The organism is Haloferax sp. Atlit-48N (genome assembly GCF_003383015.2).
Classification (GTDB): Archaea; Halobacteriota; Halobacteria; order Halobacteriales; family Haloferacaceae; genus Haloferax; species Haloferax volcanii.
In genome coordinates this window covers 2,187,483-2,199,884 of the sequence record NZ_CP137689.1, presented here as the reverse complement: position 1 = coordinate 2,199,884, position 12,402 = coordinate 2,187,483, and the positions used below count along the sequence as shown (strand labels likewise).

Genomic DNA, 12,402 nt, shown 5'->3' with positions numbered 1-12,402 from the left:
GTCAGTTGTCGCGTAAAGTACCCCTCCCTCTCATGAGTGGGGTGAGCGCCGACCCGTCGGCTTTCGGCCCGGAGAACCGAAACGCGGCGTCAGTAGTCTCCGAGCAGTTTCGATTCGGCTTTCCGGAGGTGTTCGAGGAGCGTCGCCTTCGAGATGTCCAACTCCGCCGCCAGCGACGCCGCGCTCACCTCGCGGGGCCACGTGTAGTAGTCGCGGCGGCGGGCCAACTCGTACACCTCGCGCTGGCGTTCGGAGAGCGCGTCGGTGCGGAACATGCCGCCGCCGTCTTCGGGTGCGGTGATGAGTTCCACGTCGATGTCGGCGTTTCGCTCCGCTCGAATCTCCTCTAGCCGCTCGTGGACCGTCTGGCGCGTCTCGTGGACGAGCACGGTCCAGCGCTCGCAGCCGCCCTCCATCCGAACCGGCTCGTCGGGGATGAACCCGCGGGAGACGAGGGCGTCGTTGATGGAGTTCCCGAGGTCGTAGCGGACGACGATGCCGCGGGCCGCGCTCCCCGGCACCCCGGCGTCGCCGTCGTGGTCGTCGGTCTCCCACACCGACTCGGTCAGTGGGGACTCGCGGACGGCTGCGAGCAGGTCGTCCACCTCCTCGACCGTGTCGGCGTAGGCGGTGAAACGCCCGTTGGCGAGGCCGTCTATCTCGTGGACGCCGTAACCGAGCAGGCCGCCGCTCGTCTCCGCGGTCACTTGGAGCGTCCAGCAGTCGGGGTGCCAGATGTCGAGACAGACGCGAACGCCCTGCGCACCCTTTCGTGCCATTCGTTGGCATGGAAGGATGCTCGCCGGGCAAAAAGGTATCCCACCTGACGCGACGGGCCGCGACGGCCGAGAGGGCGGACGGCCGCGGCAGTCGCGCCCGTCTGCGGCCGGTCGTGGTACCTCGCGGCGTTACTCGATTCGCTCGCGCGCCGCGGCGACGAGCAGCGGGAGCATGATGGTCGCGTCGCCGAGGACCGTCGTGTTGCGGGCGTCCTTCTCCAGTTTGCCCCACGAGCGCGCCTCGTCGAGCGTCGCGCCCGAGAGCCCGCCGGTCGCGGCGGGGTCCATCGTAATCTGGACGCCGTAGTCGTACGCGCCGGGCGTGACGAGCATCGTCTGGAGCGTGAAGTTCTTCGGGACGCCGCCGCCGACGAGGAGACAGCCGGCCGTGTCGGCGTCGTACGCGAGGTCGGTCAGCGGCGTCATGTCGGCCAGCGCGTCCAGCGAGAACGACGAGGTCTGCGAGTACATCCACGCCTGCAAGCCGAGGACGGAGTCCTGCACCGCCGGACAGTAGATGGGCACGTCGGCCTCGTAGGCCGCGGCGGCGACGCCGGCGTCCTCCTCGATTCCCTCGCGGTCGTTGACCTCGCTGTTGGCGCGACCGAGTTCGCGGCAGAGGGCGGCGATGCTGACGGTCCCCTCCGCTTCCAGCGCCGGGAACACCTCGTCGCGAAGGTGCGACTCGAACAGCGCGAAGTGCTCCTGCGGGAGGTAGACGTTGTAGATGCGGTCGACCTCCTCGTCGCGGAGCGTCTCGTCGTGCTCGCGTTCGGTCTTCTCGCCGTGGTGCTCGGCTCCGTGTTCCCGCGAGCCGTGCGAGGGGGAGCTGGACGGGTCCGGATGGGCCCGTCCGTGGTGGTGCTTGCCGCCGATGGCCTCGATGGCGTCGTGGGTGAGGTTCGCGCCCGTCGTCACCAGCGCGTCGACGTGGCCGTCGCGGATGAGGTCGGAGACGACCTTGCGCATCCCGGTCGGGACCATCGCGCCGGCCAGCGACATGAACACCGTGCAGTCGTCGTCGGCCAGCATCTCGGCGTAGATGTCGGCGGCCTCGTGTACGTCGGCCGCGCCGATGCCCGCGTGGCCGTACTGCTCGACCAACTCGCCGACGGTCATACCGCCGCGGACCTCGGCGTGGCCCAGCGGGTCGTGTTGGAACTCCTCGCGGTCCGGCATCTCGTAGCCGTCATCGTCGTGGTCGCTCATGCGAGGGAGTGCGTCGGCCGAGCGTTTGAACGCCCCGGTCCGACGAGGCCGTGCCGCGGGTTGGCAGGCGTTCGCTCGGCCTTACAGCCCGGTCGGATGGCTGACGTACTCGGTTTCGAGCCCCCACTCGTCTGCGAGGTCGCGCAGGCTTCGCACCCCGAACGTCTCGGTCGCGTAGTGGCCCGCGAGGAACACCGAGACGCCGGCCTCGCGCGCCTCGTGGTACACCTTCTGTTTGCCCTCGCCGGTGACGAGCGCGTCGACGCCGCGGTCGATGGCTTCGTCCAGCCAGTCGACGCCGGAGCCGGTGACGACTCCGACCGACGAAAGCTCGTCGGGGCCGAAGTCGAGGACGGTCGTCCCCGCGCTCCCGTCGAGTTCGTCGAGCGCCGCCCGAATCTCGTCGGCCGTCTGCGGCGACTCGAAGCTCCCCGTCTGCCCGATGTGAATCGGGCCGAGCGAGCCGAACGGCTCGGTGTCCCCGAGGCCGAGGTGGTCCGCGACGCCGGCGGCGTTGCCGAGTTCCTGATGGCCGTCAAGCGGGAGGTGCGAGACGTAGAGCGCGAGGTCGCCGCGAACCAGCGGCTCGATGCGGTCGAAGTCGCGGCCGGTCACTCGGTCGAGGCCGCCCCAGACGAGGCCGTGGTGGACGACGAGCAGGTCGGCGTCGGCGTCGAGCGCGGCGTCGATGGTCGCCTCCGCGGCGTCGACGGCGAAGGCGACTTTCTCGACCGATTTCTCGTCGGGGCCGACCTGCAAGCCGTTGGCGCTGGCGTCCACGTCGGCGAAGTCGTCGGTCGCGAGCGTCTCGTCGAGTCGGGCGACGATGTCGGAGAGCTGCATACCGGGGAGTGGTGGCTCGGGGACTTGTAAGGAACGGGACGGTGCGCGGTTCGGTGGTTCGCGATGTCGGCGGCGACGCGCGCGACTCGGCGGTTCGTGGCGACCGTCCAGCGGTCGGCGCTCCGCCCGACCGTCAGTCGCTTACGACCGCCCGGCGGCGTGCGAGAAGACGAACTCCCGGAGGAGCTTCGCCGCCAGCGACGCGGCCTGTCCGTCGTCGCGGTCGTTGACTTCCACCACGTCGAAACCGTCGGCGTGAGGTGCGACCGCTCGGACCACGTCTCGCATCTCCCGGGAGGTGAGGCCGAACGGCTCTGTGGTGCCCGTGCCGGGCGCGAACGCCGGGTCCGCGGCGTCGATATCGACGCTCAGATAGACGGACTGGTCGCCGTCGAACGCCGGCTCCCAGTCGGGGACGGCCTCGGGTTCGACCACGGTCACGTCGTCGGCCGCGGCGCGCTCCCACTCGTCTGGCGAGCCGGTTCGCGCGCCGAGAATCACGGCCTCGTCGACGCCGAGTTCGTCGAGGACGCGGCGGGTGACGGTGGCGTGGCTCCACTCGTTGCCGTCGTACGCGCGGCGGAGGTCGAGGTGGGCGTCGAGGCAGACGAACACGTCGGGGTCGACGCCGGTGACGCCGGCGGCGGTGACGGTGTGTTCGCCGCCGAGGACGACGGGGACGGCGTCGTCCCAGACGGCGTCGCGGACGCTCCCGGCGAGCCATTCGACGTACTCAGGTGCGTCGTCCCACGCGCGGACGTCGCCCGCGTCGTGGACGCGCAAGTCGGTGAAAAACTGGTCGGTGCGCCGGTCGTAGTCGTCGAACGACCCGGCGAACCGACGGATTCGATTCGGTCCGAAACGGGTTCCGGGTTCGAAGGACGTCGAGATGTCGAGCGGAGCGCCGAGAAGGACGTAGTCAGCGACCTCGCGGTCTGCGATTGCTCCGGGGAACATCTCTGTGGCCCCCGTTTAGACGATCTTTCGCTGGCCTTCGTACTCGAGGTACTCGATCTCGTCTTCGGGGTTGAGGTCTTCCTCCTCGGGGATGCGCATCGTGAACGTCTGGTACGTCTCGAGGTCCATAATCTGGGCGTCCTCACCGGTGACGGAGACGACCTGACCCTGCTTCCGCTCGATGATGGGCACCCACACCTTCGCGTCGACAGGCTGGGAGAGCGAGCGCTTCTTGCTGTCGAAGACGCCGCGGGCTTCGACGCGCGCCTTCGCGCTGCCGTGCTTGCCCGGCTTGGCGGTACTGTAAGCGTTGATTTTGCACGGCTTTTCTTCCATCATGACGTAGCTTCCTTCTTGGAGCTCGCGCACCTGCTTCTGCTCTTTCGCCATGTCTCTCCGTTATCGGATGGAGGGTATAAACGGTTTGGAACCGTCTTCGCACGCGAATCTCTGCCGTGGAATGCGCGGCCGTCGGCCGGTTCGGTCAGGCGTCTTCGACCGCGTCGACCTCGGCCATCTCCGGGTCGAACCACGTCCCCGTCGCGTCGCGTCTGGCGCGGCTCCCGAGCGCCCCGGACGCGACGTTCGGCAGCGCGAGCGCGAGCATGATGGCGGTCGTCAGCTCGCCGGGCGTCTCGACAAGCGGGATGACGTACTGGAACGGAAAGAGAATCGGCGTCCGTTCGAGAAACGTCAAAAGCACCGACAGCGGCATGAGCAGACAGCCCCAGACGACGCCGGCCATGAGGCCGTGCCAGCCGCCGTCGGCGGGGTCGGTGCCGACGACGTAGCCGGCGAGCGCGCTCCCCGTGACCCCGCCGACGAGCGTGAACTGCCCCGTCATCGCGTAGACGAGCGATTCGGTGCACGCGGCGAGACACACCCCCACGGACACCGCTCGCCACTCCGTCATAACCGAGAGTGTGTCCGCGAGAGCCGATAAACTTACGCGCCCGATTCTCAGCTTTGATTACTCTCTGCGGCGCTCTTTGAGGTTCTGCCGGGTGAACTGCGGCGTCGTCCGGATGCCCCTCCGCGAGCGGAACGACCGCCACAGGAGCAGGGCGACGACGCCCGTCGGTACGCCCGCCGCGCCGACCGCGACGAGGTTCTCCGGGTTCAGCGCGTAGATGATGACTGTCGAGACGAAGCCGAACGACAGGAAGATGCCGTAGATGAGTCGCTTCGCCAGCTTGTCGAGGACGCCGCGGTTGTCCTCCAGCCGGACGTTGAGCGTCAGGTTGTCGCGGTCCGCCCGGTCGAGGACGCGTTCGAGTTTGGGCGGCACGCGGAACAGCGACTGGGCGGTCTTTTGGCCCTGCTGGCCGACGCCCTCGATGATTTTCTGGACGCTCTCCTCGCGGTAGCCCTCCTCGGTCAGGTAGTCGGTCGCCACCGAGATGAAGTCGAACTCGGGGTCGAGCGTGACGCAGACGCCCTCGACGACGCCGGCGACCCGGAGCACGAGCGCGAGGTTCCGCGGGAGCCGAAGCGGGAACTCGTAGATGGTCGATTCGACCTGTTCGAGGATTTGGTTGACGCGGTACTGCTCGATGTCGTCGCCGCGGGCGTCGGCGATGGCGAGTTCCATCACGTCGCCCATCACCTGCCGGTCGACGTTCGGGCTGAGCGTCCCCATCTCGATGAGCGTGTCGAGGATGCCGTCGACGTCCTGGTTGGCGACGGCGATGTAGAACTCCACGATTTTCTCCTGGATGAACGGGTCGACCTCGCCGTGCATCCCGAAGTCGTAGAAGATGATGCGGCCGTCGTCGGTCACGGAGAGGTTCCCCGGGTGGGGGTCGGCGTGGAAGACGCCGTCGTCGACGATCATCTGGAGGTAGATTCGCTGGAGGTTCGTCGCCAACTCCGTGCGGTCGATGCCGCGGTCGTCCAGCGCGTCGATGTCGTTTATCTTGGTTCCGGGGAGGTACTCCATCGTGAGCACCCGGTCGCCGGAGCGCTCGGGAATCGGCTCGGGGATGACGAGCGTGTCGTCGTCCGCGAAGTTCTCCTGAATCTCGACGAGCGTCTCGGCCTCCTCGGCGTAGTCCATCTCCTCGCGGATGGTCTTGGCGAACTCGTCGGCGAGGTTCTCAAGCGAGAACGCCCGCCCCTCACCGATAAAGCGCATGAGAAGCGGCATCGACCACCGAATCACCCGGAGGTCGGCCTCGACGAGGTCTTCGATGCCGGGGCGACGGACCTTGACGGCGACCTTCTCGCCTTCGTACTCCGCGACGTACACCTGACCGAGGCTCGCGCCGCTTATCGGGTCGCTGTCGAACGCGTCGAACGCTTCTTCGACCGGGCCGAGTTCGGCTTCGAGGACGGCCTTCGACTCGTCCCACGGCGCGGCCGGCACGTCGTCTTGGAGGCTGCCGAGCACCTCGATGTACTCCGGCGGGAGGATGTCGGGGCGCGTCGACAGGAGCTGTCCGAGCTTGATGAACGTCGGCCCGAGCGTCAGTAGCGACTCCAGGAGGACGTCGGCGCGCTCGACGCGCATCTCGGTCGTGACGCGTCGGCCGCCGCCGAACAGGAGGTACTTCCGCTTGTCACGGGTGTACGCGACGATGAGCGGAAAGAACTGATACAGGACGACGAGGAACCGCCAGTAGGCGCGGAGGTTGACCAGCGTGACCACCCGCCTCGTCAGGCGTCTTCGTCGCCGGTGGTAATGGGGATGGTCCGCTCGGAGGCGGCCTCGCGCTTGGGGAGCCGGATTTCCAGCGTCCCGCGTTCCATCGACGCCTCGGCCTCGTCGGCCACGGCGTCAGGCGGGAGGGGAACTTCGGCGTCGAGGAACAGCGGTCGTTCCTCGCGGACGTAGTCGAACTCGGCGGGAAGCTGTTTGTCGCGTCGCGCTTCGACGACCAATCGGCCTTTCTCGACCCGAAGCTCCGCCGTCTCGGCGGTCACGCCCGGGAGGTCGAGGACCAAGAGGTAGGCCGTCTCGGACTCCAACAGGTCGGCGAACACCGCGTCCGGGAGGTCGGACAGCGCGTCGCGCAGTGCTGACATGAACGCTCATAGGGAGCCGGGGTCGAAAAACCCGGCGGTCTCGCGCGCTCGCGCGAGCGCGAGACACCATCGTCCGGTTCTGGAATCGCCAGCCGCCGCGCCCGAGGCCGACGCTTTTTGCCCCCCGAACCGAAGGGTCGGTATGAACCACGACGACCGACGCACGGCCGGGTTCAAGCAACGAACGCGGCTGTCGGACGCCCGCGAGGAACTTCTCGCGGCGGCGACGCCGCACGACCGAACCGTGCGCCGACCGCTCGCCGAGGCCGACGGCCGGGCGCTGGCCGAGGACGCGGTCGCCCCCGCCGACGTGCCCGGCTACGACCGCGCCGCCATGGACGGCTACGCCGTCCGCGCGTCGGACACTTTCGGCGCGAGCGGCCGCTCACCGAACGTCCTCCGAATCGTCGACGGCCCGGTCGAACCGGGGACCGCCGCCCGCGTCCACACCGGCAGCGACGTGCCCGACGGGGCCGACGCCGTCGTGATGGTCGAACACACCGAGCGCCTCGGCGACGAACTCGAAGTGTTCGACGCGCTCGCGGAGGGCGAGAACGTCGGGGAGCGCGGCGAAGACGTCCGCGAGGGAACCCCGCTGTTCGAGGCCGGTCACGAGCTTCGCCCGTCGGACATCGGCCTGCTTCGCTCCGTCGGCGTCGAGGAGGTGACGCTGTTCGAGCGCCCCCGCGTCTCCGTCATCCCGACCGGCGAGGAGCTCGTCGAGTCCGACCCCGGCCCCGGCGAGGTCATCGAGACCAACGGCCTGACCGTCTCCCGGCTGGTCGAACGCTGGGGCGGCGAAGCGAGCTACCGCGACATCGTCGTCGACGACGCCGACCTGCTCCGCGAGGCCGTCGAGTCCGACCTCGACCACGACGTTGTCGTCACCACCGGCGGGTCGTCGGTCGGTGAACGCGACCTCATCCCCGAGGTCATCGACGATATCGGTGAGGTGTTGGTCCACGGCGTCGCCCTCAAACCCGGCCACCCCGTCGCGGTCGGCGTGGTCGAGGGCACGCCCGTCGTGATGCTTCCCGGCTACCCGGTCGCCTGCGTCGTCAACGCCTTCCAGTTCCTCCGACCGGTGCTGAAGCACGTCGGCTCGCTCCCCGAGCGCCCCCTGCCGACGCAGGAGGCGACGCTCACCAGAAAACTCCCGAGTTCCCCCGGCACGCGGACGTTCGCCCGCGTCAAACTCGACGCGTCGGGCGACGAGCCGACCGCCGAGCCGACCCGGACGAGCGGGTCGGGCATCCTCTCCAGCGTCGCGCTCGCGGACGGCTGGGTCGTCGTCCCCGAGGAGATAGAGGGCTACGACGAGGGCGACACGGTCGCCGTCGAGGGCTGGGAGTGGTCCGCATGAGAAAGCAGTTCCGCGACCTCGCCTCCCCCGAGGACGCCCGCGAGGCCATCGCGTCGCTCGACCTGACGCCCGACGCCGAGACCGTGGCGCTCGACGACGCCCGCGGCCGCGTCCTCGCCGAGCGCATCGACGCCGAACTCGACGTGCCCGGCTTCGACCGCGCGAGCATGGACGGCTACGCGGTCCGCGCCCGCGACACCTTCGGCGCGGACGAGTCCGACCCGGTCGAACTCGACCTCGCCGGAGCGGTCCACGCCGGCACCGAACCGGACGTGGCGGTCGACTCCGGAACCGCCGTCGAAATCTCCACCGGCGCGGTGATGCCGCCGGGCGCGGACGCCGTCGTCATCGTGGAACGAACCGAGGAGCGAGACGGCTCGCTCGTCGTCTACTCGTCGGTCGCCCCCGGCGACAGCGTGATGCCCGCCGGGACCGACATCGCCGCCGGCGCGCGCGCCCTCGGCCCCGGGACGCGCCTGACGCCCCGCGAAATCGGCCTGCTGTCGGCGCTCGGCGTCGACGAGGTTCCGGTCCGCGGGAAGCCCACCGTGGGCATCGTCTCGACCGGCGACGAACTCGTCCGGCCGGGCGACGAACTACGCCCCGAGGCGGGCGAAATCTACGACGTGAACTCCTACACCATCGCCGCGGGGGTCGAGGAGGCCGGCGGCGTGCCGAAGCTCTACCCCCACGCGGGCGACGACTACGAGGAGATGGAGCGCCTGCTTCGGCGGGCGGCCGACGAGTGCGACCTCGTGCTCTCGTCTGGCTCCACGTCCGCGAGCGCGGTCGACGTCATCTACCGCGTGGTCGAAGAGCGCGGCGAACTCCTGCTCCACGGCGTCTCCGTCAAGCCCGGCAAACCCATGCTCGTCGGCACGCTCGGGGAGGGGAGCGCCTACATCGGCCTGCCGGGCTACCCGGTGTCGGCGCTCACCATCTTCCGGACGTTCGTCGCGCCGGCGGTCCGCGACGCCGCGGGCCTTCCGGAACCCCGGACCGCGACGGTCGAGGGGACGATGGCCGCCCGCGAGCGGTACGCAGAGGGCCGGACGCGGCTCATGCCCGTCGGACTCGTCGCCGACGGCGACGGCAACACGCTCGTCTACCCCGTCGACAAGGGGTCCGGCGCGACGACGAGCCTCGTCGAGGCCGACGGCGTCGTCGAGGTCCCGGCCGACGTGGAGTACCTCGCGGAAGGCGAGTCGGTGACGGTCCACCTGTTCTCGCCCGACGTTCGCGCGCCGGACCTGCTCGGCGTCGGCGAGGACGACCCCGCGCTCTCGCGCGTCCTCGACCGCGTGTCGTCGCCGCGGTATCTCCCGTTCGGCTCCCGCGAGGGCCTGCGACGGCTCCGAGACGGTATCTCGGACGTGGCCGTCGTCGCGGGCGACCGGGGCGACGCCATCGACGACATCGACGCGGTCGAACTCGGCTCGTGGACCCGCGAGTGGGGCCTCGTCGTCCCCGCCGGCAACCCCGACGGCGTGTCCGGCCTCGCGGACCTCGTGGACGACGACCTCCGCTTTATCAACCGGGATTCGAACTCCGGCCTGCGGACCGACCTCGGCAACGCGGTCGCCGCCCTCGCCGACGAGCGCGGGACGACCCGCCACGAACTCGTGGAGTCAATCGAAGGGTTCGACCGCGGGACGAAGGCGTTCGAGAGCCCGGCGCGGACGGTCGCCGCCGGCCGCGCCGACGCGGGACTCGGCCTCCGCGCGACCGCCGACTTGCTCGGACTCGACTTCGTCTCGCTCGGGACACAGCCGGTCGCCGTCCTCGCGAATCCGGCCCGGATCGAGAAACCCGGCGTCGACTCGCTCCGCGACGCGCTCGCGGCGAGCGACGATGCCTTTGCCGACCTCGCAGGGTTCGAGAGGGGCCAAACACCCCGGTAACCCTTTAGAAAGTCGCCGCGAGCGGTTCAGATAGTCGCGTTCCGCTGAAGTATAAACTAAGTGGAACGTTTTTATCCACGTAGCGTGTATAACTGGTATATGAACCGCCCGCTAAAGGTCCTACACGTCGACGACGACCCCGAGATGCTCGCCCTCTCGGCCGCCGCGTTCCGCCAACTCGACGCCGTCTCCTTTCTCACCGCCGAGACGGCGACGGAGGCGCTCGACGTCATCGCCGCCGAGTCGGTCGACTGCGTCGTGAGCGACTCGCTCGTCCTCCCCAACGGAGTGCCGCTCGTCAAGGCCGTCCGACAGGAGCACGCGGACATCCCCATCCTCCTGTTCACGGCGAAAGAATGGCCAGAGGTTGCCGATGTCGCCTCGACCGCCGGCGTCACCGAGTACGTCCAGAAGGCCGGCCCCGGCGACCTCGCGACGGTCCTCCAGCGCGTGCGCGGCATCGTCGACGACGACAGCGCCGACTCCGCGCTCGCCGTCGGCGCCTCCGCGGTCACGCAGGCCCTCGAAGACCACGCCGACGCGGCCGCCGAGGCCACGTTCGGCCTCGACGATAACTGGGAACTCGTCGGGCAATGGTTCGGTGACGAGGAACTCGGCATCGTCATCGTGGAAGCCGTCGAGTCTTACGGCGGACTCTCGGCCATCGAGACGCCGCTGTACGAGTACATCGACACCGACGCGCTCGAAGAACTGCTCCGACCCGTCGTCGAGGACGAAGAGCGCCCCGGCATCGAGGTCCGGTTCCCGTACGAAGACGTTCAGGTCGCCGTCACGAGCACCGGCGACATCTTCGCCCGCCCGACGCCCGAACACACGCTGTCCTGAGCGTCGACTCTTCTCGGCCGCTGCCCCCGCGATTCCCGTGGACTCTGTCTCTGTGAGCGGAATCGGCCGACCTATCCGGAGCGAACGAGGTCGTCGAAGCTCTCGACGCGGTACTCCCCGAGCACGCAGCGCCCGCGGTGTTCCGGACCGTGGCGCTCGACGTGGATGCCGTCCAAACCGGCGTTCCACGCGGCCCCGATGTCGCTTTCGCCGTCGCCGGCGAGCACGCCCGCGGTGCCGCCGTCGGTCAGGAGCCGGTCGTCCAACCCCAGCCCGCCGATAGCCCGCCGCACCGGCGCGGCGTCGGGTTTCCACCCCGTCTCCTCGGTGCAGCAGACGACGGTGTCGAACCAGTCGCGCACGTCGAGATGGTCCAACACGGGGTCAGTCAGGAACTGCTGACAGTGCGTGACGATGCCGACCGGCCGGCCGGCGGCGTGAATCTCCTCGATGAGGCGCTCGGCGTCGTCGTGGAGGTACGTCACTTCGGCTCGCTTTACGGGGTCTTCCTCGCGGTGGAACGCGGGCCAGAACTCGGCGGGGTCGATGCCCCACTCGCGGAGCATCGGGTCGCGCGCGCCGCCGAGTCCGTGCCAGATGGTCTCGGCTTCGCGGTCCGTGAACTGACGACCCAGTCGGTCACCGACGCGGTCGAACACGTCGCGCGTGTACGACCACTCGGCGTCGACGAGGGTTCCGTCGAGGTCGAACAGCCAGAAATCGTAGTCATCGGCGACCATTCGGACAACACAGTACGTCAGGCGTGGATAAATGTCTTGCCCCGCGTCACGAATCGCTCGATTCGACGCGAATCGCGCTCCCGAAGTACTTGTGGAGCACCTCGCGGACCGAGTCGGCGTTGAACGCGTCGAGGTCCGCGGCGACGGCCTCGCGGAACGCGTCCAGCGACGCCTCGTCGGCCCGGACCTCGGAGAACGAACACGAGACGACGGGGGCGTCGAGCCACGACGACGCGAGGTCGCGGGCGTGCCGCTCGTCGTTCACCTCGCCGCGCCACAGCGCGTCGCGGAACAACAGCCAGCCCTCCTCGCCGGGCGGCGGCGGCGTGATGCGGACCGTCGTCTCGAACTCCCGCGGGTCGGTCTCGACACCGGCGGCGGCGTCGAGGCGGAAGCGAACCCGGAAGACGTAGGTGAGTTCCGCGGTCTCCCCGTCGCTCACAGCTCGTCGTCGAACAGGTCAGCGAGTCGGAGGTCCTTATCCGTGATGCCGCCTTCCTCGTGGCTCGTGAGGCGGACTTCGACCTCCTGGTACCGAATCGTTATCTCGGGGTGGTGGAACTCCTCTTCGGCCACCTCGCCCACGCTGGCGGCGAACGCCACGCCGTCGAGGTAGTCGTCGAACTCGTAGACGCGGACGATTTCGTCGCCGTCGCGTTCCCAATCCGACCCGAGCTGTGCGTCGATTTCGTCGTCCGAGAGCAGCTCTGCCATGCCGAACCCGTCGGGTGGCACCCCGA

General features: G+C 69.1%; 14 protein-coding genes. 3 read left to right on the top strand and 11 right to left on the bottom strand.

The window, feature by feature from the left end; translation table 11 throughout:
- Positions 1-89: 89 nt before the first annotated feature.
- The 8 genes from DEQ67_RS11825 to DEQ67_RS11790 all read right to left on the bottom strand — a co-directional run bounded on the left by DEQ67_RS11825 (position 90) and on the right by DEQ67_RS11790 (position 6,812).
- On the bottom strand, positions 90-779 hold the full coding sequence (locus DEQ67_RS11825) for a helix-turn-helix domain-containing protein (RefSeq protein WP_115891462.1): 690 nt from the start codon (positions 777-779) through the stop codon (positions 90-92).
- A gap of 129 nt (positions 780-908) precedes the next feature.
- Positions 909-1,988: a deoxyhypusine synthase gene (locus DEQ67_RS11820; RefSeq protein ID WP_004062654.1), complete on the bottom strand. Its 1,080-nt coding sequence runs from the start codon at positions 1,986-1,988 to the stop codon at positions 909-911.
- An 81-nt stretch (positions 1,989-2,069) separates the two neighbouring features.
- Entirely contained in the window at positions 2,070-2,831 is a 762-nt protein-coding gene (locus tag DEQ67_RS11815; RefSeq protein ID WP_115891463.1) for a Nif3-like dinuclear metal center hexameric protein, read from the bottom strand.
- 141 nt (positions 2,832-2,972) lie between these two features.
- Positions 2,973-3,788 (bottom strand): agmatinase, encoded by an 816-nt coding sequence (gene speB, locus DEQ67_RS11810; RefSeq protein WP_115860930.1) that lies wholly within the window; start codon positions 3,786-3,788, stop codon positions 2,973-2,975.
- Positions 3,789-3,803: 15 nt separating this feature from the next.
- Positions 3,804-4,178: a translation initiation factor IF-5A gene (locus tag DEQ67_RS11805; RefSeq protein WP_004062652.1), complete on the bottom strand. Its 375-nt coding sequence runs from the start codon at positions 4,176-4,178 to the stop codon at positions 3,804-3,806.
- 94 nt (positions 4,179-4,272) lie between these two features.
- On the bottom strand, positions 4,273-4,701 hold the full coding sequence (locus tag DEQ67_RS11800) for a DUF5518 domain-containing protein (RefSeq protein ID WP_004042194.1): 429 nt from the start codon (positions 4,699-4,701) through the stop codon (positions 4,273-4,275).
- 57 nt (positions 4,702-4,758) lie between these two features.
- Positions 4,759-6,435 (bottom strand): ABC1 kinase family protein, encoded by a 1,677-nt coding sequence (locus DEQ67_RS11795; RefSeq protein WP_008605327.1) that lies wholly within the window; start codon positions 6,433-6,435, stop codon positions 4,759-4,761.
- Between the two features lie 8 nt (positions 6,436-6,443).
- Entirely contained in the window at positions 6,444-6,812 is a 369-nt protein-coding gene (locus DEQ67_RS11790) for an Hsp20/alpha crystallin family protein (protein ID WP_115803006.1), read from the bottom strand.
- Positions 6,813-6,954: 142 nt separating this feature from the next.
- On the opposite strand from DEQ67_RS11790, the gene glp reads away from it, so the two are divergent.
- The 3 genes from glp (at position 6,955) to DEQ67_RS11775 (ending at position 10,922) form a co-directional block, all read left to right on the top strand.
- A complete protein-coding gene (glp, locus tag DEQ67_RS11785) occupies positions 6,955-8,175 on the top strand; it encodes a gephyrin-like molybdotransferase Glp (protein WP_115803005.1) in 1,221 nt (406 codons plus the stop codon).
- Positions 8,172-10,076 (top strand): molybdopterin biosynthesis protein, encoded by a 1,905-nt coding sequence (locus DEQ67_RS11780; RefSeq protein WP_115803004.1) that lies wholly within the window; start codon positions 8,172-8,174, stop codon positions 10,074-10,076. The genes glp and DEQ67_RS11780 overlap by 4 nt, the downstream gene beginning before the upstream one ends.
- Before the next feature lie 99 nt (positions 10,077-10,175).
- Positions 10,176-10,922 (top strand): response regulator, encoded by a 747-nt coding sequence (locus DEQ67_RS11775; protein WP_008575417.1) that lies wholly within the window; start codon positions 10,176-10,178, stop codon positions 10,920-10,922.
- A gap of 71 nt (positions 10,923-10,993) precedes the next feature.
- Here the strand turns inward: DEQ67_RS11775 and DEQ67_RS11770 are convergent, their stop codons facing one another.
- From DEQ67_RS11770 to DEQ67_RS11760, 3 genes are read right to left on the bottom strand one after another with little or no spacing between them, the layout of a single operon-like run.
- On the bottom strand, positions 10,994-11,662 hold the full coding sequence (locus DEQ67_RS11770) for an HAD family hydrolase (RefSeq protein WP_004062646.1): 669 nt from the start codon (positions 11,660-11,662) through the stop codon (positions 10,994-10,996).
- Between the two features lie 46 nt (positions 11,663-11,708).
- Positions 11,709-12,104 (bottom strand): LWR-salt protein, encoded by a 396-nt coding sequence (gene lwrS, locus DEQ67_RS11765; RefSeq protein ID WP_008575420.1) that lies wholly within the window; start codon positions 12,102-12,104, stop codon positions 11,709-11,711.
- Complete coding sequence (locus DEQ67_RS11760; RefSeq protein ID WP_004042202.1) at positions 12,101-12,376, bottom strand: 4a-hydroxytetrahydrobiopterin dehydratase; 276 nt, start codon at positions 12,374-12,376, stop codon at positions 12,101-12,103. The genes lwrS and DEQ67_RS11760 overlap by 4 nt, the downstream gene beginning before the upstream one ends.
- Between the last annotated feature and the right edge of the window lie 26 nt (positions 12,377-12,402).

Bases quoted from the DNA above. Each gene is read 5' to 3' on its own strand.
- DEQ67_RS11825 (WP_115891462.1), bottom strand. From the start codon at position 779: ATGGCACGAAAGGGTGCGCAGGGCGTTCGCGTCTGTCTCGACATCTGG.
- DEQ67_RS11820 (WP_004062654.1), bottom strand. From the start codon at position 1,988: ATGAGCGACCACGACGATGACGGCTACGAGATGCCGGACCGCGAGGAG.
- DEQ67_RS11815 (WP_115891463.1), bottom strand. From the start codon at position 2,831: ATGCAGCTCTCCGACATCGTCGCCCGACTCGACGAGACGCTCGCGACC.
- speB (WP_115860930.1), bottom strand. From the start codon at position 3,788: ATGTTCCCCGGAGCAATCGCAGACCGCGAGGTCGCTGACTACGTCCTT.
- DEQ67_RS11805 (WP_004062652.1), bottom strand. From the start codon at position 4,178: ATGGCGAAAGAGCAGAAGCAGGTGCGCGAGCTCCAAGAAGGAAGCTAC.
- DEQ67_RS11800 (WP_004042194.1), bottom strand. From the start codon at position 4,701: ATGACGGAGTGGCGAGCGGTGTCCGTGGGGGTGTGTCTCGCCGCGTGC.
- DEQ67_RS11790 (WP_115803006.1), bottom strand. From the start codon at position 6,812: ATGTCAGCACTGCGCGACGCGCTGTCCGACCTCCCGGACGCGGTGTTC.
- glp (WP_115803005.1), top strand. From the start codon at position 6,955: ATGAACCACGACGACCGACGCACGGCCGGGTTCAAGCAACGAACGCGG.
- DEQ67_RS11780 (WP_115803004.1), top strand. From the start codon at position 8,172: ATGAGAAAGCAGTTCCGCGACCTCGCCTCCCCCGAGGACGCCCGCGAG.
- DEQ67_RS11775 (WP_008575417.1), top strand. From the start codon at position 10,176: ATGAACCGCCCGCTAAAGGTCCTACACGTCGACGACGACCCCGAGATG.
- DEQ67_RS11770 (WP_004062646.1), bottom strand. From the start codon at position 11,662: ATGGTCGCCGATGACTACGATTTCTGGCTGTTCGACCTCGACGGAACC.
- DEQ67_RS11760 (WP_004042202.1), bottom strand. From the start codon at position 12,376: ATGGCAGAGCTGCTCTCGGACGACGAAATCGACGCACAGCTCGGGTCG.